Genomic DNA, 19,069 nt, shown 5'->3' with positions numbered 1-19,069 from the left:
GCTCAGCGCGGCCAGGCGTTGGCGATCGTGCAGAACAGTTTGGCGGTCTGCTCGGTGTCATACACCGCGCTGTGCGCCTCTTCGGCATCCCAACCGAGTCCTGCCGCAGTGGCGGCGCGAGCCAGTACGGTCTGGCCGTAGGCGATGCCGGCCATGGTCACCGTGTCGAACACGCTGAAGGGGTGGAACGGGTTGCGCTTGTGGCCCACGCGCTCGACCGCGGCGTTGACGAATCCCAGGTCGAAATGCGCGTTATGGCCGACCAGGATCGCGCGCTGGCAACCGTACTTCTTCATCGCCGCACGCACCGGGGTGAAGATGTGGTCCAGCGCGTGCTTCTCTTCCTTGGCCAACCGGAACGGGTGGTCCAGGATGATGCCGGTGATCTCCAGCGACTTGGGATCGATCTCCAGGCCTTCGGCCGGCACTACATGCGCGCTGGCCGTCTGGCCCGGGTACAGCAGCCCGTTGTCGTCCATTTCGATGGGAACCGCCGCGATTTCCAGCAGGGCATTGCGTCGGCAGTCGAAGCCGCCGGTTTCCACGTCCACCACCACCGGCAGGAAGCCGCGGAAGCGCTGCGACATCGCACGGTGCGTGGCAGGAGGCGGGGCAGGGGCGTCGACGGGCGGGGGCAGCGGGGTGTCAGTCATACCCGAATTCTAACAGAGGCCGCCGGTCGCCCCCTCCAGGGGCCATGAACGAGGAAAGCCGAGCAGGGCTCGGCTTCCGGGCACTGCCACGCCGGGGGGATCACTCCGCAGCGCTGGAGGTCTCGTCGCGCTTCTCGCGCGGCGGCAGCGGCTGTTCGCCATGCACCAGGAACCAGACGTTCTCGGCGATGTTGGTGGCGTGGTCGCCGACCCGTTCCAGGTTCTTGGCCATGAACAGCAGGTGGGTGCAGGGGGTGATGTTGCGCGGGTCTTCCATCATGTAGGTCAGCAGCTCGCGGAACAGCGCGGTGTACTGCGCATCCAGGCGGGCGTCGTCCTCGCGCAGCGCCAGCGCCGCTTCCACGTCGTTGTCCCGGTAGGCCTCGATGGCCCGGCGTACCTGCACCGCAGCCAAGCGGCCGAGAGCCCGCAGGCCCTGGATCTGCGGCAGCGGCGGCACCTTGCCCAGCGCGATGGAGCGCTTGGCCACGTTGGCGGCATAGTCGCCGATGCGTTCGATGTCGGCCGGGATGCGCAGGCCAGCGAGGATCTCGCGCAGGTCGCGCGCCATCGGGCCACGCAGCGACAGGCGCATGACGTCGTGGCTGATCTGCTGTTCCAGCGCGTCGATGGCTTCGTCGTTGGCGATGATGCGGCGGGCAGCATTCTCGTCGCGCTTCTCGATCACGTCCATCGACGCCTCGAGCTGTGCCACGGCCATCTCGCCCATGCGCACGATTTCGGCGACCAGGCGCTGCTGCTCTTCATCGTAACTCTTGACGATGTGGTCGTTGGGAAGGTTCATGTCTATGCTCTCGAAAAAGGGCGTGCGTCGGATCAGCCGAAGCGGCCGGTGATGTAGTCTTCGGTCTGCTGCTTGCTGGGCTGCGAGAAGATCACTTCGGTCCGGTCATGCTCGATCAGGTCGCCCAGGTACATGAAGGCGGTGTAGTCGGAAACACGCGCGGCCTGCTGCATGTTGTGGGTCACGATGACGATGGTGTAATCGTGCTTGAGCTCCTCCACCAGCTGCTCGATGCGGCTGGTGGAGATCGGATCCAGCGCGGAGGTCGGTTCGTCCAGCAGCAGCACGTCCGGGCGCAGGGCGACGGCGCGTGCGATGCACAGGCGCTGCTGCTGGCCACCGGACAGGCCCAACGCGCTCTGTCCCAGCTTGTCCTTCACTTCGTCCCACAGCGCGCCCTGGCGCAGTGCATGCTCGACGCGGTCGTTCATGTCCGCCTTGGACAGTTTTTCGTGGTGGCGGATGCCGTAGGCCACGTTCTCGAAGATGGTCATCGGGAACGGCACCGGCTTCTGGAACACCATGCCGACCTTGCTGCGCAGGCGGTTCATCGGGTACTTCGGCGACAGGATGTTCTCGCCATCCAGCAGCACCTCACCACGGGCTTCCAGCTTCGGGTACAGCGCGTAGATGCGGTTGAAGATGCGCAGCAGGGTCGACTTGCCGCAGCCGGAAGGGCCGATCAGCGCGGTGACTCGCTTCTCCGGCACTTCGATGTCGATGCTCTTCAGGGCATGGAACTTGTCGTAGTAGAAGTCCAGTCCACGCGCGGCCAGCTTGACCGGCGCCGGGGTGGCAAGCGATTCATGCGAGGCCGGGACCACGATGCGCTGCATCGGCACGGCGTTGGAAAGATCGTTCATGGCAGTGTCCGCGGAAAGGTCAGTCATGGGAGATACGGTTGCGCAGCAGGATGCCGCGTGCGCTCAGGCTGATAAGGAGCACGAAGACGGTCAGCACCAGTGCGCCGGCCCAGGCCAGCACCTGCCAGGATTCGTACGGGCTGCCGGCGAACTGGTTCATCACCACCGGCACCGAAGCCATCGGCTGGAACACGTTGCTGCTCCAGTACTGGTTGCCGAAGGCGGTGAACAGCAGCGGGGCGGTCTCGCCGGAAATGCGCGCCAGCGCCAGCAGGATGCCGGTGACGATGCCGGCCGAGGCGCTGCGGTACAGCACCTGCACGGTGACCTTCCACTGCGGGATGCCCAGCGACAGCGCCGCTTCGCGCATCTGCGAAGGCACCAGGCGCAGCATCTCGTCGGTGGTGCGCACCACCACCGGCAGCACGATGAAGGCCAGCGCCAGCGCACCGGCGAAGGCGGAGAAGCTGCCTCCGGTCTGCATCACGAACAGCGTGTAGACGAACAGGCCCAGCACGATCGACGGGGCCGACAGCAGGATGTCGTTGACGAAACGGACCACCGTGCCGGCCTTGCGGAAGTTGCCGTACTCGGCCAGCCAGGTCCCGGCCAGCACGCCCAGCGGGGTACCGATGCCGATCGCCATGGCGCACATCACCGCACTGCCGTAGAAGGCATTGGCCAGGCCTCCTTCCTGCATGGGCGGCGGGGTCATCTGGGTGAACAGCGCCCAGTTGATACCTGGCAACCCCTTGGAAAACAGCGTCCACAGGATCCAGCCGAGGAAGAACAGGCCGAACAGCGCGGTGACGACGGAGAGCAGGATCGCCACGACGTTGCCGATGCGGCGGCGCAGATACAGCGATTCAGTGGCAGTGGACATCAGTTGCCCTCCTTGCGGGACAGGCGCATCAGCATCAGGCGGGCAATGGCGAGCACCACGAAGGTGACGATGAACAGGACGAAGCCGAGCAGCAGCAGGGCGGAACGGTAGGTCTCGGTGGCTTCGCCGAAGTCATTGGCGATCAGCGCGGCGATGGTGGTGCCCGGCTCCAGCAGCGAAGGCGACAGGCGCACGCTGTTGCCGATCACGAAGGCCACCGCCATGGTCTCGCCAAGGGCGCGCCCCAGGCCCAGGAAGATGCCGCCGATCACCGCCGAGCGGGTGTAGGGCAGCACGATGTCCCAGCTGACTTCCCATTTGGTCGAACCCAGCGCATAAGCCGATTCCTTCAGGCGGGTCGGCACGGTGAGGAACACTTCGCGCATCACCGAAGAGATGAAGGGAATGACCATGATGGCCAGCACGAAGCCGGCGGTGAGCATGCCGATGCCCAGCGGCGGACCCTGGAACATCGGGCCGATGATCGGCCATTCGCCCAAGGTTTCATTGAGGAAGGGGGTCACGTACTCGGTCATCACCGGCACCAGCACGAACAGGCCCCACATGCCGTAGATGATCGAAGGAATGCCGGCCAGCAGCTCGATGGCCGTACCGACCGGGCCGCGCATCCAGCGCGGGGCGACTTCGGTCAGGAAGAAGGCGATGCCGAAGCTCACCGGTACGGCGATGACCATCGCGATCAGCGCGGTGACCAGGGTGCCGTAGATCGGTGCCAGCGCACCGAATTTGTTCTCCACCGGATTCCATTCGGAGGAGTAGAAGAAGCTCAGGCCCTGCGCTTCCAGGGCGTGGCGTCCGCCCCACAGCATGGACAGCGCGGCGCAGGCCAGCGCGGCCAGGACGAAGATGACGGTGCCGACCAGCACCCATCGGAACAGGCGGTCATTGCGGGCGTCACGCGCATCACGCGTGGAAGGTACGGCGGCAGGCTGTGCGATGGCATTCATGGGATAGGCGACGCGGCCAGTTGGGGGCGGGGTGACGCGGTACTCGAAAGGACGGTGCCCGCGCGGGGCGGGCACCGTGCCGGCATCACTTCAGTTCAGTACCCCAGTAGGCTTCGATCTGGGTGACCAGCTCGGCCGGCAGCGGCACGTAGTGCAGCTCGTTGGCCTGCGCCTGGCCGTTTTCGAAGGCCCACTTGAAGAACGCCAGTGCGTCCTGGTTGCGCTTGGCATCCTTGGGCTGCTTCTGCATCAGCATGAAGTTGGTGGCGGTGATCGGCCAGGCCTGCTCACCCGGTGCATTGGTGATGACCAGGTTGAAGTCCTTGGCGCTGGCCCAGTCGGCGCTGGCGGCAGCGGCGGCGAAGGTTTCAGCGCTCGGCTGCACCCAGGTGCCGGCCGCGTTCTGCATGGAGGTGTACGGCATGCTGTTCTGCAGGGCGTAGGCCAGTTCGACATAGCCGATCGAGCCCTTGATCTGCTTCACGTACGAAGCCACGCCTTCGTTGCCCTTGCCACCCACGCCGTCCGGCCACTGCACCGAAGTGCCTTCGCCGACCTTGCCCTTCCAGTCCGCGCTGACCTTGGACAGGTAGTTGGTGAAGTTGAAGGTGGTGCCCGAACCATCGGAGCGGTGCACCAGGGTGATCTTGCCTTCCGGCAGGGTCACGCCCGGGTTGACGGCGACGATGGCCGGGTCGTTCCAGGTCTTGATCTTGCCCAGGAAGATGTCGGCCAGCAGGGCGCCGCTCAGGCGCAGCTTGCCCGGCTCCAGGCCTTCGATGTTGACCACCGGCACCACGCCGCCGATCGCCGACGGGAACTGGGCCAGGCCGGACTGGGCCAGCTCTTCGCTGCTGAGCGGCTTGTCCGACGACCCGAAATCAACGGTGCCGGCCTTGATCTGGGCGATGCCGCCGCCGGAGCCGATCGACTGGTAGTTGATCTTGGCGCCGCTGGCCGCGTTGTAATCGGCCGACCACTTGGACACCAGCGGGAAAATGAAGGAAGCGCCGGCGCCGGAGACTTCGGCGCTGACCTTGTCACCGGCGGCCGGGGCTGCGGCAGTGGAACCATCGGCCGGCTGCTGGGCGGTCGGCGCTTCGTTGCCGCCGCAGGCCGACAGGCCGAGGGCAATGGCCAGGGAAAGGGTGGCCAGGCCGGCCTTCTGCAGTTTCATGCGTCACTCCATAGCGGTAGGTTGCCGGTCTGTCCGGCGGTTGCGGCTATGAAATGATGTTTTTGTTACAGCCTGATGACGCAGGTCGCGAACACCCGCCACGTCACCATATGACGGGCCTTTCACACCCCCACGCCAGCGCCCGCTTCCCGCGCGGGGGACCAGAACTGCGCGGCTTCCGCTCTCGCCTTTCACCCCCGCCGCGCCCGCAGTCTGTCAGGAGTGGGCGAAGGGAGCTGGGCAGGACTCTGTGAGGCAGGAGCCGAACAGAAGCCTACATGGACGTACTTGCGGCGTGTCCTGCCCAGCTCCCTTCGCCCACTCGCCCGAGCATGCACGCGAGCAAGACCGGGCGCAAAAAAAAACGCGCAACCCTGGAAAGGTCACGCGCCCCGGACGGGGCCGGCGGAGGGAGAGAGTCCCCGCCGGCCCCATGTCGTGATGGATCAGTACTTCAGGTTCTGCGTCCAGTACGTTTCGATCTGCTGCACCAGGCTGTCCGGCAGCGGCACGTAGTCCAGCTGCTTGGCCTGGTTGTCGCCGCTCTTGTAGATCCAGCGGAAGAAGTCCTGGGTCGCCTTCGCATTGGCCACGTTGCGCGGCTGCTTGCGCACCAGGATGAAGTTGGTGGCGGTGATCGGCCAAGCCTGGGCGCCCGGTGCATTGGTCATCACCAGGTAGAAGTCCTTGGCGTTGGCCCAGTCGGCGCTGGCGGCGGCGGCGGCGAAGGTGGTGTCCGACGGCTGCACGACATTGCCGGCGGCGTTCTTCATCGAAGCGTAGGACATGCGGTTCTGCAGCGCGTAGGACAGTTCGACGTAGCCGATGCCGCCCTTGATCTGCTTCACGTAGGCAGCGACGCCTTCGTTGCCCTTGCCGCCGATGCCGGCCGGCCACTGGACCGAGGTGCCTTCACCGACCTTGGTCTTCCACTCCGGGCTGACCTTGGACAGGTAGTTGACGAAGTTGAAGGTGGTGCCCGAACCGTCGGAGCGGTGCACGATGGTGACCTTCGCCGCCGGCAGGGTCAGGCCCGGGTTCAGCGCGGCGATGGCCGGGTCGTTCCAGGTCTTGATCTTGCCCAGGAAGATGTTGGCCAGGGTGGCGCCATCCAGCTTCAGCGCGCCCGGGGCGATGCCGGCCACGTTGATCACCGGCACCACGCCGCCGATCACCGACGGGAACTGGGCCAGGCCTGCAGCAGCCAGCTCTTCCGGCTTCAGCGGCGCATCGGAGGAACCGAAGTCGACCGTGGCGGCCTTGATCTGCGCGATGCCACCGCCGGAACCGATGGACTGGTAATTGACCTTCTTGCCGGTGGCGACGGTGTAATCGGCCGACCACTTGGACATCACGGGGAAGATGAAGGACGCACCGGCGCCGGTCACATCAGCGGCGTTGGCGGCGAAGACGGACGACGCGGCCAGGATGGCGACGGCGGCGCGCGACTTGAAGGCGTGGATCACGGGGATGGCTCCTGGGTGGTGGACGGGTGGGTACCCGTCGTGTCGCTGCACATTCCATAACGATTGCGTGACACCAGCGCGACTGTCACATGACGCATCCATGACAGCGTAAAAATCCGACCAGACGGCGGGAAGGTGCCCACAAACGCAGAAGGGCACGGCGCAATGCCGTGCCCTTGCTGATCAGCGTGTTGCAACTGCAGGTCTTACCAGAAGAACTGCAGGCGCGCTTCCAGGATGTTCGGGTCGTCATTGACGAAGCCACGCACGCTGGAGCTGTACTTCTGGCTGTCCACCATCACGTAGTTCAGGGCGAACTTGGTGTTGGAGCGCCAGTAGTAGTTCACGCCCACGGTCCAGATATCCATCTTGCCGCCGAGCACGCCGTCCACGATCGGCGGACGACCGGCGACCGGGTTGGCGCTCAGGTTGCCGTCGTTGAGGTCCATGTGGTCGTAGCGTGCGCCAAGCTGCCACATGCCGCTGGCGGGGTTGTCCGGCAGGCCGGTGCCCGGCACGCCGCCCTTGTAGCCCCAGGTTTCGCCGGTGATGTTCCACAGGCCGCTGACATAGAAACCATCGCTGGTGTAGTTGTCGTTGGCCATGCGCTTGGCCTTGCTGCTGTAGTACTCACCCTGCGCCTTGAACGGGCCACCGATGTACATCGCTTCCACGCCCAGGGTGGTGACGTTGTCGGTGTCGACCATGTTGCCGCTGTCGATCAGGCGCACGGTGGCGAGGTCGGCATTCGGACGGGCACGCACGCGCAGGGTGTCCGCGTCGGTGTCATAGGCCACGTAGCTCAGGCCGAAATGCAGCACCTGGCCCTTTTCGTTGATCGGGGCGAAGGTGCCGCGCGCGCCGTAGCCACTGCCGTGGGCGAGGTTGCGGGTCAGTTCGCGACCGAAGGCGCTGGCGGTCACCGACCAGTTGTCCTGGCCGTAGCCCCAGGCACCGCCGAGGCGACGCGCCACGGCGTAGGTGTTGGTCACCGCGGCCTTGGAGATGAAGTCGTTGTTCTTGGTGCTGGACAGTTCTTCCAGGCTGTTGGGCTGCTTGTACTGGCCCAGCTGGATGAAGTGGCTGCTGTTGCCGCCCAGCTTGTATTTGATGTTCGTGTCGAGGAACTTGTCGGCCTTCGCGTCGTAGCCGACCACCCATTCCACGTTGCCCGGGCCCTTGCCCTTGAGCACCAGTTCGGCACGGCGCAGCTCGAACTCGCTGTCCTTGCCGTTGGCTGCATCGCCGCCGTTGAGGTCGGCTACATCGTTGTCGAACCAGTTGCCATCGGCCTGGACCAGGCCTTCGAAGGTGATCTCCGAACCGCCGATCACATCGATGGCCACTTCAGCGTGGGCGGCCGGGACGAACAGCGCAGCCGCAACGGCCGCAGTGAGAAGTTGGCGATGCAGTTTCATGGAGAAAGTAGCCTTGCAGGCAGGTGGGAAGATGCGCGCAGGCTAGATCGTGAAGATTGCGTAAATATGACAGTTCGCGAACGCGCCTCGGCCGCCACGGCCTTTGCCGTGGCGCAGGGCCCTTATCAGGCCCGATCCATATGACGGCAGGATTGCGTCGGGATGGCAGGCCGCGCAGTGGCTTCAGGCGGTTTGTGTCTTGTCCTTGAAGCGGCACAGATCGCGGATCACGCACTGCGGGCAGTCGGGCTTGCGCGCCTTGCACACATAGCGCCCGTGCAGGATCAACCAGTGGTGCGCATCGAGCAGGAACTCCCCCGGAATCGCCTTCATCAGCCCGTCCTCAACGGCGCGCACATCCTTGCCCGGTGCCAGCCCGGTACGGTTGGACACCCGGAAAATATGCGTGTCCACCGCCATGGTCGGCTGCCCGAAGGCGGTGTTGAGCACCACGTTGGCGGTCTTGCGGCCCACGCCGGGCAGGGCTTCCAGCGCGGCGCGGTCTTCCGGCACCACGCTGCCGTGCTGCTCCACCAGCAGGCGGCAGGCGGCGATCACGTTCTTCGCCTTGGCGTTGAACAGGCCGATGGTGGAGATATAGCGCTTCAGGCCTTCTTCGCCCAGGTCCAGGATCGCCTGCGGCGTGTTGGCCACGGGAAACAGCTTGCGCGTGGCCTTGTTGACGCCCACGTCGGTGGCCTGCGCCGACAGCGCCACGGCCACCAGCAGCTCGAACGGCGAGCTGTACTCCAGTTCGGTCTTCGGATGCGGATTGAGCTCGCGCAACCGGGTGAACATCTCCACCACGTCGGCGCGCGGCATCTTCGCGGTACGCCGCGCAGGCGCGCGTGCGGTCTTGCTGGCGGTAGCCATCAGCTTCCTTTGGGGACGGCCGCCCGCGCCTTGGCGCGCGCCAGGATCGCCGCGGCGGCAGAGGGCAGGGCGGGCTTCTGGTCGGGTGCCGGCGGCGGTGCGCGGCGCGCGTCGCGCTCGGCTTCGCGGCGCGCCAGGCGTACCGCACGTGCCCGGTAGCGCTCCCGGGCTGCCCAAGCCTGGCGCAGCTGGTGCTGGACCTGCAGCAACCGCTGCGGCAGATCCGGATGCCCGGGCACCCGGCTGGGATCGGCCTCACCGGGCGCGTACTCCATCAGGCCAGCCTGTACCGCGCCATCCAGGTCGTCGGCCAACACCCGTTCCAACAGCACTGCAGGGTCGATCGCACGTGCCATGGTTCAGCGGTTCTGGAATACGGCAGGGCGGCGTTCAAGGAAGGCGCTGGTGCCTTCGCGCATGTCCTGGGTGGCAAACAGCAGCCCGAACTGCGCACTTTCGTATTCCAGACCCGATTCCAGGCTGCATTCGCCGCCTACATGCACCGCATCGAGCAGCGCCCGCAGGGCCAGCGGCGCCGCGTTTGCGAGGCGTTCGGCGTGCGCGGCCACGCGCGCATCCAGCGCGTCGGCGCCGGCGACTTCGTTCACCAGGCCCAGCTGCAGCGCACGTGCGGCATCGATGGGAGTGCCCAGCAGGCACAGTTCCAGCGTGGCGGCGCGTCCGCACAGGCGCAGCAGGCGCTGGCTGCCGCCGAAGCCGGGAATCAGCCCCAGGGTGATCTCCGGCTGGCCCAGCCGGGCGGTATCGACGGCAATGCGCAGGTGGCAGGCCATGGCCAGCTCCAGCCCGCCGCCCAGTGCGAACCCGTTCACGCGTGCGATGACCGGCTTGGGCATCCGCTCGATCTGACGCATAAGGCGCTGTCCCAGAAGGGAAAAGTCCCGCCCGTCCACGGCCGACAGGGTGTTCATCTCACTGATGTCAGCCCCTGCAACGAAGGCTTTCGGCCCGGCGCCGGTCAGGATCACGACGCGTACGGCCGGGTCCCGGGCGGCGTCCTCGAAGGCCGCAGCCAGCGCGCGCAGGGTTTCCCCGTTGAGTGCATTGAGTTTCTCCGGCCGCTGCACCGTCACGGTGCGGATGGCACCGTGGTCCATTACGGCAACGGGGGCGGTAATCGGGGCGTCGGCCACGCGGAATCTCCAGAAACGTTAAAAAACAGTGATGTTGAACTCTTGAAACGCAATCAGGTCAAAGCCTGCGTTGTCAGTAGCGGAACCCCCCTCGCGGCCGCTATCCTAACCCGTCGCCTCAGGGCGGCGAAAACGCCCCCTGAGTTACCACCCCTGGAGAATTGTTTGATGAAGTTGCGTTCTATCGCGGTCGCCGTCGCGGCCCTGGCCCTGACGGGCAATGCCTTCGCCCAGGACGTTGCGTCCGAAAAGGGCAAGCTCAGCTATTACTTCGGTTATGACTACGGCAACAACCTTGCCGAGCTGACCGGTCGCGGTGAGCAGCTGGACATCAACTCGGTGGTGAAGGGCCTGCAGGATGCCTACGCCAAGAAGCAGCCGGCCATTACCGCCGACCAGCTGAAGCCGGCCGTTGAAGCGTTCCAGAAGCGCGAGCAGGGTCGTGCGCAGGCCGCCAAGGCCGAGTACGACAAGGCTGCTGCTGAAAACAAGACCAAGAGCACCCAGTTCCTGGCCACCAACAAGGCCAAGGCCGGCGTGCAGACCCTGGCCAGCGGCGTGCAGTACCGCGTGATCGAAGCCGGCAAGGGCGCCAAGCCGACGCAGGCCAGCACCGTGCAGCTGGAAGTGGCCGGTCCATTCCCGTACGGCACCCGTCCGGCTGAAGCACGCCCCGCCCAGCAGATTCCTGCGATGAAGCTGAGCGAAGTGGAAATGAAGGCCATGCGCGAGACCCTGCTGCAGATGCCGGCCGGTTCGAAGTGGGAAGTGACCTTGCCGCCGGAACAGGCCTATGGTGCCGACCCGCGTACCCCGTTCCCGCCGAACGTGGCCGTGCAGTTCGAAATCAAGCTGGTCAGCGTCAAGTAATCAGCAACACCGTTCAACCCGACGCGCCGGTGGCTTCCACCGGCGCGTTTTTGTTTGCGCCGGGTGCCGGCCGCGGTCCATTCGCGGTAATGTACGGCGGTGCAAACCACGGAAAAACCAGCACGTGCCGTGCCCAGTCCCTGCATTGGAAAATGCGAACTCGACCCGCATCGGTCGTGCACCGGCTGCCTGCGCAGCCTCGACGAAATCGCGCGGTGGTCGTCGATGAGCGAGCGCGAACGGCAGCACGTCATGCACCATCGCCTGCCGCTGCGCGAGCAGCTCCGAGCTTCATTGGAAGGCTCGCTGGCCGATCATCAACGCCTGATGCGCGCGCTGCATCCGCTGGATGCGCCGCCGCTGGGGGATGGCTGGAACCGCAGCGAGCTGGAGGATCTGCTGCCTCCCGGACCGCTTGTCGAAGCAGCGGTGCTGGCCGGTATCGTGCCGCGTGCCACCGGCGCGCAGGTGATCCTGACGCGCCGCACCGAAGCGCTGCGCCAGCATGGGGGGCAGGTGGGTTTCCCCGGTGGCCGCACCGAAGCCGACGACGCCGATGCGATGGCCGCGGCGCTGCGCGAAAGCAACGAAGAGATCGCGCTGGCGGCCGGCCAGGTGCAGGCCCTGGGTTACCTGGACCCGTTCGTGACCATAACCGGCTACCGCGTGACGCCGGTAGTGGCGGTGATTGATCCAGGTTTCAAGCCGGTGCCCTCGCCTGACGAAGTGGCCGACGTGTTCGAGGTGCCGCTGGACTTCCTGATGTCAGCGGACAACCTGCGCCACGTGGAAATCGTCCATCGTGGACGCGTGCGCCACGTCCTGGAATACAGCTGGCCCGGCCAGCGCATATGGGGCGCAACCGCGGCCATCCTGTACAACCTGCGCCGTCGCCTGGAGGAAGTGTCATGAACGCCAACGATGCAAGCTGGACCCCGCTTGTCGATGCGGCATCATTGGCCGCGATGCTCGATGCCGATGTGCTCCGCGTGGTGGACGCGCGCGCCACGGCAAGCACCGCAGTGCGCGTGGTCGATGCGCGTTTTTCGCTGGCTGAGGCCCAGGCCGGGGCAGCACAGTACGCCGCCGGGCACATTCCCGGTGCGGTGTATGCCGACCTCGACCACGATCTATCGGACAAGCGCAGCGTGGGCCACGGCCGGCATCCGCTGCCGGACAGCGCGACCTTCGCTGCCACCGTGGGTCGCTGGGGTATCGGCCCGGACACGCAGGTGGTGGTGTACGACGCGGCCGAAGGCAGCATGGCGGCCGCGCGCCTGTGGTGGCTGCTGCGCTTGATGGGTCACCGCCAGGTGGCCGTGCTCGATGGTGGCTTCGCGGCGTGGCAGCAGGCAGGTCTTCCGGTGGCCACCGAGGCCGTCCAACCTGCCGCCCTGCCACCGTATCCCGGCCACCTCGATGCCCGTCAGGTGGCCAGCGTGGATGAAGTGGCAATGCGGCTGAAACACGCATCCGGCTGGCTGGTCGATGCACGCGCCAACGAACGTTTCCGCGGTGAAGTGGAGCCGCTGGATCCCGTGGCCGGCCACGTACCTGGCGCCGTGAACCGCCCGTTCGGCCTGAACGTGGCGGGCGGCAGGATGCGCCCGGCCGATGAACTGCGCGCCGAACTGCAGCAGGTGATCGGCGCGCATGATCCGGCGCAGGTGGTGCTGATGTGTGGATCCGGGGTTACCGCCTGCCATCTGCTGCTGGCGATGGAATCGGCCGGCCTGCACGGCGCACGCATCTATGCCGATTCCTGGAGCGGCTGGATCAGTGACGGCAGCCGGCCGGTGGCGACCGGCGCATAGCATCCCTGACCCGTAGTAGCGAGCTTGCTCGCTACTCGATGGCGAGCAAGCTCGCCACTACACATCTGCTTGGTTCACGGCACGGCGTGCTGCAGCGGCACGGCGGCCTGTACCTCGCGCCACGGAAACAACGGACCGGGATCGCGTTTGCGCGCCACCTTGATCGCCGCATCGTCACTGGCCGGGATCTGCTCCAGGTCCAGCTCGTCATGGCCCACGATGTGGCGCAATGACGGATACCGCGTCGCCAATGCCTGGACCAGGCGCACCAGCGCGGCGATCTGTGCTTCGGGATAGGTCTCCGGCATGGTCTGGCAACGGCTGTCGAACCAGTCCGGATAACGGCCCGTATTGACCAGCTCGATGCCGATGGACTTATCGTTCATGCCCCGCACGTGGTGGGCGATGCGGTCGGTGGCCACGTACTGGTACACGCTGCCATCGCGGTCGATGTAGAAGTGCCCGCTGTTGCCGGTGCCGCTCTCGTAAAGCGGCTTCTCACCGTACTGGCGCGCCATGGCCAGGTCGGGCAGTTCGGTGCAATGCACCACCACCGTCTGCAGCGTATCCGTCGCGCGCAGTGGCAGCAGGTCGTGGTAGGGCAGCGGCTGGATCTGCAGCCCGGGAATCAGCGGATTCGGCATGTGCCGATGCTAGCATTGCGCGATGAACTGCATTCCCGAAATGACCCCTGCGCGCGTTCTGCCGGTGTCCGCATGAGCCGCGGCCACTGCATCCTTTCGCATGGCTTCGAAAGCGGCCCCGATGCCATCAAGGTGACCGCGCTGGCCGACGTTGCCGAGCGCCTGGGCTGGACCCACGAGCGGCCCGACTTCATGGACCTGGATGCCAAAGCGGACGTGAGCCGGCTCGGCGATGTGCCGGCACGGCTGCAGCGGCTGATCGAGCGGGCCACGTCCGCCGTGGCACGCGGCCCGGTGGTGCTGGCAGGTTCCAGCCTGGGCGCCTACATCTCCGCCATCGCCTCGCTGCACGTGCCGGTGGCCGGCCTGTTCCTGATGGTGCCGCCAACCACCATGGGCCCCATGCCGGCCCTGGATGCGGCCGCTGTCCCCACCAGCGTGGTCCACGCTTGGCATGACGAACTGATCCCTGCGGCCGGGGTCATCGAATGGGCGCGCAAGCGCGCCGCTTCGCTGCTGCTGGTCAACGACGGCCACCGCCTGAACGACCACGTGGCCGAATCGGCGGCCGCCTTCGAGGCCCTGCTGCGCCGGCTGTAAGGCGTGGCGACCAACGGTCGCCACCCACCAAGGCCTGAAGGTGGGTGACCACCATTCCCCAAGGTAGATGACCACCATTCCCCACGGTGGATGACGACTCTTCCCACGGTGGGTGACCACCATTCCCCACGGTGGGTGACGACCGTTGGTCGTCACGCTCTTGTCCCAGCACCCGCCACCCTTCAGGGCGGGCCGGCCCGCCAGCGATTACAATGGTGCCCCCGTGCCGCCGGCATGGGCGCGGGCCTGTTGCCAGGGCCTGCCCGATCCTGCGCCGCGCAAGCGGCCGCCCCACCTGCGAAACCGATCCCGTGAATTTCTTCGTCTCCTGCGCCAAGGGCCTGGAATACCTGCTTGCCGACGAGCTGTCGGCCCTGGGCCTTGCCAAGGCGACCGCCACCATTGCCGGCGCCAACGCCGAAGGCGACCTGGCCCAGGCGCAGCGCGTGGTGCTGTGGTCACGCCTGGCCAGCCGCGTACTGTGGCCGCTGGCCGAGTTCGAATGCCCCGACGAACAGGCCCTGTATGACGGCGTGCACATGATGCCGTGGCAGGACCACATGAAGCCGGAGATGACCCTGGCCGTGGATGCCCACGTGTCCGGCGACAAGATCACCCATGCGCGTTTTGCCGCGCAGCGGATCAAGGACGCGGTGGTCGACCGCATGCGCAGCGAGGGGCTGGAGCGCCCGTCGGTGAATACCGATCTGCCCGACATCCGCATCAACCTGTCCCTGCGCAAAGGCCGGGCCACGATCTCCATCGACCTCGGTGGCGGCCCGCTGCACCGCCGCGGTTGGCGTGGCGCCGCGCATGATGCGCCGCTGCGCGAGAATCTGGCCGCCGCCGTGCTGCTGCGTGGCCAGTGGCCGCGCCTGCATGCTGCCGGGGGTGGCCTGCTGGACCCGATGTGCGGCAGTGGCACGCTGCTGATCGAGGGCGCCCTGATGGCCGCCGACGTCGCGCCCGGCCTGATGCGCCACGGCAGCCTGCCGCCGAGCCGCTGGCTGGGCTTTGACAAGGATAGCTGGAAGGCCCTGTTGACCGAGGCGCGCGAGCGCGAGACCGCCGGCCTGGCGGCGTTGAAGCCGGTGGTGTTCGGCAGCGATATCGATCCGCTGGCGATCGCCGCAGCACGCGAGAATGCCGAAGTGGCCGGCGTCGCGCATGCGATCACCTTCACCCGCGCCGACATCGATGACCTGCCGGCGCCGCCGTTGGAGATCGGCACGGTGGTCTGCAATCCGCCCTACGACGAGCGGCTGGCGGCCGATCCGGCGCTGTATCGCCGCCTCGGCGATGCCCTGCAGAAGGCGGTACCGCAGTGGCGCGCCAGCCTGCTGTGTGGCGATGACGAACTGGCCTTCGCCACCGGCCTGCGTGCCGGCAAGAAGTACCAGATGTTCAACGGTGCGCTGGAGTGCGCGCTGATCGTCTGTGATCCGGTGGCCGTGCCCAAGCGCGACCCGGCGGTGCCGCGCGAACTCAGCGAAGGCGCGCAGATGGTGGCCAACCGCATCCGCAAGAACCTGAAGAAGTTCAAGACCTGGCGTGCGCGCGAGCAGGTGACCTGCTTCCGTGCCTACGATGCCGATCTGCCCGAATACGCGGCGGCCATCGACGTCTACCAGGAAGACGGCGGCAAGGGCCGCACTTTCCTGCACGTGCAGGAATACGCCCCGCCGGCGACCATCCCCGAGAACGACGTACGCCGTCGCCGCAACGAACTGCTGTCGGCCGCGCGCGAGGTGTTCCAGGTGCCGCCGGAGCAGGTGGCGCTGAAGTCGCGCGAGCGCGGCAAGGGCGGCAGCAAGTACGGTCGCTTCGAGCGGCGCGATGAGTTCCTCATCGTGCGCGAGAACAACGCGCTGCTGCGGGTGAACCTGTTCGATTACCTGGATACCGGCCTGTTCCTGGACCACCGTCCGCTGCGCCGGACGATGGCCGAACAGATACGCGGCAAGCATTTCCTCAACCTGTTCTGCTACACCGGCGTGGCCAGTGTGCAGGCGGCGGTGGCGGGGGCGGCCAGCACCACCAGCGTGGACCTGTCAGCGACCTACCTGCAGTGGTGCTACGACAACCTGGCCTTGAACGGGCAGGGCGGCAACCAGCACCTGCTGGTGCAGGCCGATGCGATGGCCTGGCTGGAGGCCGACGAAGGCCTGTATGACGTGATCTTCTGCGATCCGCCGACCTTCTCCAACTCCGCGCGTGCCGAAGATTTCGACGTGCAGCGCGAGCAGCTGCGGCTGTTGCGCGCGGCCGTGGCCCGGCTTGCACCGGGCGGCGTGCTGTACTTCTCCAACAACTTCCGCCGCTTCAAGCTGGAAGAAAACGCGATCGCCGGGTTCGCCACGTGCCGCGAGATCAGCCCACGCACCATCGGGCCGGATTTCGAACGCAACGCGCGCATCCATCGCGCGTGGGAACTGCGCGCGCTGTGATGGCACCGGGTGGGTGACGACCGACGCTTACGGTGGGTGACGACCGTTGGTCGTCACTACCGGGATCGCGCGGGGCGCCGAAGCGTGACGACCAACGGTCGTCACCCACAAACACGGGTCAAACCAACGCCGCAACCAGCCCCAGCGCGGGCAACGCCAGCGCCAGGGGCGCGATCCAGCGTGGCTTCCACGGGTACAGCCCGAAGGCCAGCAGCAGCCCGGCGATGGTCATCGTGCCCAGCCACAGCACCGGTCCCATCGCCCAGCCGTGGTCGACCACGCTCAGCCCGAATGCCGCGCCCAGCAGCACCCAGCCCAGCCCCGACCACTGCCGACGCCGCGACACCGGGGCGGCCTGCTTTCCATGCAGGTCCAGCTGGTGCTTTTCCATCGCCAGCGACAGCGCGGTGAATGCGCTGAAGGACAGGCCCAAGGCGAGCAGCATCATGCCTTCGCCTCGATCGGCACCGCACTGCCCCCGGCTGCCGAGGCCGCGCGCTTTTTCTTCTCTGCCGCGCTCAACGGCGGCGTCCAGCGCTGCATCCGCCAGCCGCACATCGCCAGCATCGCGCCGAAGGCCAGCATCACCAGGTCGAAGCCGGCCAATACCCAGTCGCCGGCCGGGATGGTCACGCCCAGATGGGCCTGCGTGGTCAGCGCATTGAGCAGCGGCAACAACGCAAACAGGGCCGCGCCGAGGTACAACTGCCAAGTCCACATCAGCCGCTTGGGCCAGATGAACGCTGCCAGCAGGGCCGCGCCCCAGGCGTAGAAGAACACGCTGACCTCCGCATCGGCGCGCTCGGGCAGCTGCAGCGGCAGGAGCCGGTTGCCCCAGAAGTACGATGCGAACGCAATCGGCAGCCCCGCCACCGCGCCGATGTTCAGCGCGTCCACCAGTCGCAGGCCGAAGCCGATCCGGCCACTCTTGGCATGTTTGGGCCGTTCCTTCACTGCCCACAGCACCACGCCGCTGGCGACCATCAGGCAGCCGGTCAGGCCGGACAGGAAGAACAACGCACGCAGCCCCCAGTCGGCGAAGCGGGCCAGGTGCAGTCCGTACATCACCCCGCGGGTGGCAGTGGCTGCGCCGGAGGCCGGTGATTCCATCAGCAGCGTGCCGGTCACCATGTCGTAGCGCAGCGCCGGTGTATCGACGGACAGGCGGCGGCCATCGCGCTGGCGGATGTCGATCACCGCATTGGCCGCGCCCGGGTGGGCGACGCTGAAGCCGGACACATCCACGCCTTTCCAGTGCGTGCGCGCGCTGTCCAGCAACTGCTGGATCGGCAGCGGTGCAGCGCGCCCTTCGGCCGGTGCGCTGACCTCTGGCATGCCGCCGAACGCTTCGCTGAAGAACGCATCTTCATCGGTCGGGTAGGCCGCCTTGATGCCCCACGGCAGGTACATCACCATCAGGGTAACGATGCCGGTGTAGGTGATCATCGCGTGGTACGGCAGCGCCATCACCGCGCTGACGTTGTGGAAATCCAGCCAGGAACGCAGGCCCTTGTCTTTGCGGAAGGTGAAGAAGTCCTTGAAGATCTTCTTGTGGGTGATGACCCCGGTGATGATCGCCACCAGCATGAACATCGCGCAGAAGCCCACCAGGTAACGCGCCCACAGCACTGGAATGTAGTGCAGGTCGAAGTGCAGGCGGTAGAAGAACTCACCGCCGCGGGTTTCGCGGGCTTCCAGCTTGTCGCCGGTGTTCGGATCGACCGTGGCATCGCCGAAGCGTCCGCCACCGCGGCGGCGGCGCTCGCCTTCCACCGGCGGCTTGACCATCGATTCGGGATTGCGCCAGAACATCCGCATGGCCGGGTTGCGCGGGTCGGGCAGGGTGACGAACCAGGTCTCGGCGTGGCCGGCGTGTTCCTGCAGGTAGTGCACCGCGCGCTCGGCCGCGACGTCGGTACTGACTGTCGTGGCCGGCAATTCCGGGCGCATCCAGCGGCTGATTTCCTCGCGGTAATAGCTGGCGGTGCCGGCCATGAAGATCAGCAGCAGCAGCCAGCCCACCAGCAGGCCGGTCCAGGTATGCAGCCAGGCCATCGACTGGCGGAATCCGTTCTTCATGCCCACGCTCCCAGTGCCCGCGCAACCGCCGCCATCACCACGGTGGGCAGCAGAATACCGATCCATGCGCGCAACGCCGTGCGCGTGGCAAAGGCCCACAGCGCCGCGCAGGCACACACCACGATCGCCACCAGCATGCCGGTCAGCACGGTCTGTCCGCGCGCTCCGGGCAACGCCAGCGCGCAGAAAACGCTGGTCACCGCGGCCAGCGCGTAGCCACCGAAGATGGCGGCCATGCTGCGCGAAAACACCCCCCAGCCGGGGCGGGCGAAGAACGTGGCCAAGCGAGTGTTGGCGGTCGTGTTGGCAGTAGAAGGCGAGCGGTCCACGGTGATCCTGCAGTTGCGGTTGATGG

The 19,069-nt window shown here is 66.6% G+C and carries 20 protein-coding genes; 5 read left to right on the top strand and 15 right to left on the bottom strand.

Annotated features, from left to right (window positions below; all coding sequences use genetic code 11):
* Window positions 1–2: 2 nt before the first annotated feature.
* The 11 genes from rnt to ACI2JH_RS04330 form a co-directional block, all read right to left on the bottom strand.
* Window positions 3–638, bottom strand: coding sequence for a ribonuclease T (gene rnt, locus ACI2JH_RS04380; protein WP_372487490.1), 636 nt, complete (start codon window positions 636–638; stop codon window positions 3–5).
* Between the two features lie 115 nt (window positions 639–753).
* A complete protein-coding gene (gene phoU, locus ACI2JH_RS04375; RefSeq protein ID WP_042614352.1) occupies window positions 754–1,458 on the bottom strand; it encodes a phosphate signaling complex protein PhoU in 705 nt (234 codons plus the stop codon).
* A 32-nt stretch (window positions 1,459–1,490) separates the two neighbouring features.
* Entirely contained in the window at window positions 1,491–2,321 is an 831-nt protein-coding gene (gene pstB / locus ACI2JH_RS04370) for a phosphate ABC transporter ATP-binding protein PstB (protein WP_042614353.1), read from the bottom strand.
* A 19-nt stretch (window positions 2,322–2,340) separates the two neighbouring features.
* On the bottom strand, window positions 2,341–3,204 hold the full coding sequence (gene pstA / locus ACI2JH_RS04365; RefSeq protein ID WP_042614354.1) for a phosphate ABC transporter permease PstA: 864 nt from the start codon (window positions 3,202–3,204) through the stop codon (window positions 2,341–2,343).
* Window positions 3,204–4,172, bottom strand: a complete 969-nt coding sequence (gene pstC / locus ACI2JH_RS04360; RefSeq protein WP_042614355.1) for a phosphate ABC transporter permease subunit PstC — start codon at window positions 4,170–4,172, stop codon at window positions 3,204–3,206. Before pstC ends, pstA begins: the two co-directional genes overlap by 1 nt.
* Window positions 4,173–4,257: 85 nt before the next feature.
* Window positions 4,258–5,349, bottom strand: coding sequence for a phosphate ABC transporter substrate-binding protein PstS (gene pstS, locus ACI2JH_RS04355; RefSeq protein ID WP_404735539.1), 1,092 nt, complete (start codon window positions 5,347–5,349; stop codon window positions 4,258–4,260).
* Between the two features lie 446 nt (window positions 5,350–5,795).
* Window positions 5,796–6,815: a phosphate ABC transporter substrate-binding protein PstS gene (gene pstS / locus ACI2JH_RS04350; protein WP_042614357.1), complete on the bottom strand. Its 1,020-nt coding sequence runs from the start codon at window positions 6,813–6,815 to the stop codon at window positions 5,796–5,798.
* Between the two features lie 206 nt (window positions 6,816–7,021).
* Window positions 7,022–8,233 (bottom strand): OprO/OprP family phosphate-selective porin, encoded by a 1,212-nt coding sequence (locus ACI2JH_RS04345; protein WP_101099981.1) that lies wholly within the window; start codon window positions 8,231–8,233, stop codon window positions 7,022–7,024.
* 183 nt (window positions 8,234–8,416) lie between these two features.
* Entirely contained in the window at window positions 8,417–9,106 is a 690-nt protein-coding gene (nth, locus tag ACI2JH_RS04340; protein WP_404735538.1) for an endonuclease III, read from the bottom strand.
* Window positions 9,106–9,462, bottom strand: coding sequence for a hypothetical protein (locus ACI2JH_RS04335; protein WP_404735537.1), 357 nt, complete (start codon window positions 9,460–9,462; stop codon window positions 9,106–9,108). The genes nth and ACI2JH_RS04335 overlap by 1 nt, the downstream gene beginning before the upstream one ends.
* Before the next feature lie 3 nt (window positions 9,463–9,465).
* Window positions 9,466–10,224: an enoyl-CoA hydratase/isomerase family protein gene (locus ACI2JH_RS04330; protein WP_404735618.1), complete on the bottom strand. Its 759-nt coding sequence runs from the start codon at window positions 10,222–10,224 to the stop codon at window positions 9,466–9,468.
* 204 nt (window positions 10,225–10,428) lie between these two features.
* Between ACI2JH_RS04330 and ACI2JH_RS04325 the strand changes: the two genes are divergently transcribed.
* The 3 genes from ACI2JH_RS04325 (at window position 10,429) to ACI2JH_RS04315 (ending at window position 12,944) form a co-directional block, all read left to right on the top strand.
* Window positions 10,429–11,130 carry an FKBP-type peptidyl-prolyl cis-trans isomerase gene (locus tag ACI2JH_RS04325; protein ID WP_042614363.1) on the top strand — a complete coding sequence of 234 codons (702 nt, stop codon included), beginning with the start codon at window positions 10,429–10,431 and terminating at the stop codon, window positions 11,128–11,130.
* Window positions 11,131–11,229: 99 nt separating this feature from the next.
* A complete protein-coding gene (locus ACI2JH_RS04320) occupies window positions 11,230–12,042 on the top strand; it encodes a CoA pyrophosphatase (protein ID WP_101099985.1) in 813 nt (270 codons plus the stop codon).
* The gene (locus ACI2JH_RS04315; protein ID WP_404735536.1) at window positions 12,039–12,944 is read left to right on the top strand and encodes a sulfurtransferase; all 906 of its coding nucleotides are present in this window, start codon (window positions 12,039–12,041) and stop codon (window positions 12,942–12,944) included. Before ACI2JH_RS04320 ends, ACI2JH_RS04315 begins: the two co-directional genes overlap by 4 nt.
* 74 nt (window positions 12,945–13,018) lie before the next feature.
* On the opposite strand, the gene ACI2JH_RS04310 is transcribed toward ACI2JH_RS04315, so the two are convergent.
* The gene (locus ACI2JH_RS04310; protein ID WP_404735535.1) at window positions 13,019–13,588 is read right to left on the bottom strand and encodes an N-acetylmuramoyl-L-alanine amidase; all 570 of its coding nucleotides are present in this window, start codon (window positions 13,586–13,588) and stop codon (window positions 13,019–13,021) included.
* A 72-nt stretch (window positions 13,589–13,660) separates the two neighbouring features.
* On the opposite strand from ACI2JH_RS04310, the gene ACI2JH_RS04305 reads away from it, so the two are divergent.
* Both ACI2JH_RS04305 and rlmKL read left to right on the top strand, forming a co-directional pair.
* Window positions 13,661–14,188 carry a hypothetical protein gene (locus ACI2JH_RS04305; RefSeq protein ID WP_319273975.1) on the top strand — a complete coding sequence of 176 codons (528 nt, stop codon included), beginning with the start codon at window positions 13,661–13,663 and terminating at the stop codon, window positions 14,186–14,188.
* A 311-nt stretch (window positions 14,189–14,499) separates the two neighbouring features.
* The gene (gene rlmKL / locus ACI2JH_RS04300) at window positions 14,500–16,635 is read left to right on the top strand and encodes a bifunctional 23S rRNA (guanine(2069)-N(7))-methyltransferase RlmK/23S rRNA (guanine(2445)-N(2))-methyltransferase RlmL (RefSeq protein WP_319273977.1); all 2,136 of its coding nucleotides are present in this window, start codon (window positions 14,500–14,502) and stop codon (window positions 16,633–16,635) included.
* Window positions 16,636–16,753: 118 nt separating this feature from the next.
* On the opposite strand, the gene ACI2JH_RS04295 is transcribed toward rlmKL, so the two are convergent.
* From ACI2JH_RS04295 to ACI2JH_RS04285, 3 genes are read right to left on the bottom strand one after another with little or no spacing between them, the layout of a single operon-like run.
* Window positions 16,754–17,083, bottom strand: a complete 330-nt coding sequence (locus ACI2JH_RS04295) for a DUF3325 domain-containing protein (protein WP_101099990.1) — start codon at window positions 17,081–17,083, stop codon at window positions 16,754–16,756.
* On the bottom strand, window positions 17,080–18,714 hold the full coding sequence (locus ACI2JH_RS04290; RefSeq protein ID WP_404735534.1) for a PepSY-associated TM helix domain-containing protein: 1,635 nt from the start codon (window positions 18,712–18,714) through the stop codon (window positions 17,080–17,082). Before ACI2JH_RS04290 ends, ACI2JH_RS04295 begins: the two co-directional genes overlap by 4 nt.
* The gene (locus tag ACI2JH_RS04285) at window positions 18,711–19,043 is read right to left on the bottom strand and encodes a DUF3649 domain-containing protein (protein ID WP_182655795.1); all 333 of its coding nucleotides are present in this window, start codon (window positions 19,041–19,043) and stop codon (window positions 18,711–18,713) included. Before ACI2JH_RS04285 ends, ACI2JH_RS04290 begins: the two co-directional genes overlap by 4 nt.
* Window positions 19,044–19,069 lie beyond the last annotated feature (26 nt).

The sequence above is a fragment of the Stenotrophomonas sp. NPDC078853 genome (genome assembly GCF_044901215.1).
GTDB classification, from domain to species: Bacteria; Pseudomonadota; Gammaproteobacteria; order Xanthomonadales; family Xanthomonadaceae; genus Stenotrophomonas; species Stenotrophomonas lacuserhaii.
Note: the sequence above shows the minus strand (reverse complement) of the source record. Positions and strands in the feature narration are given on the sequence as shown.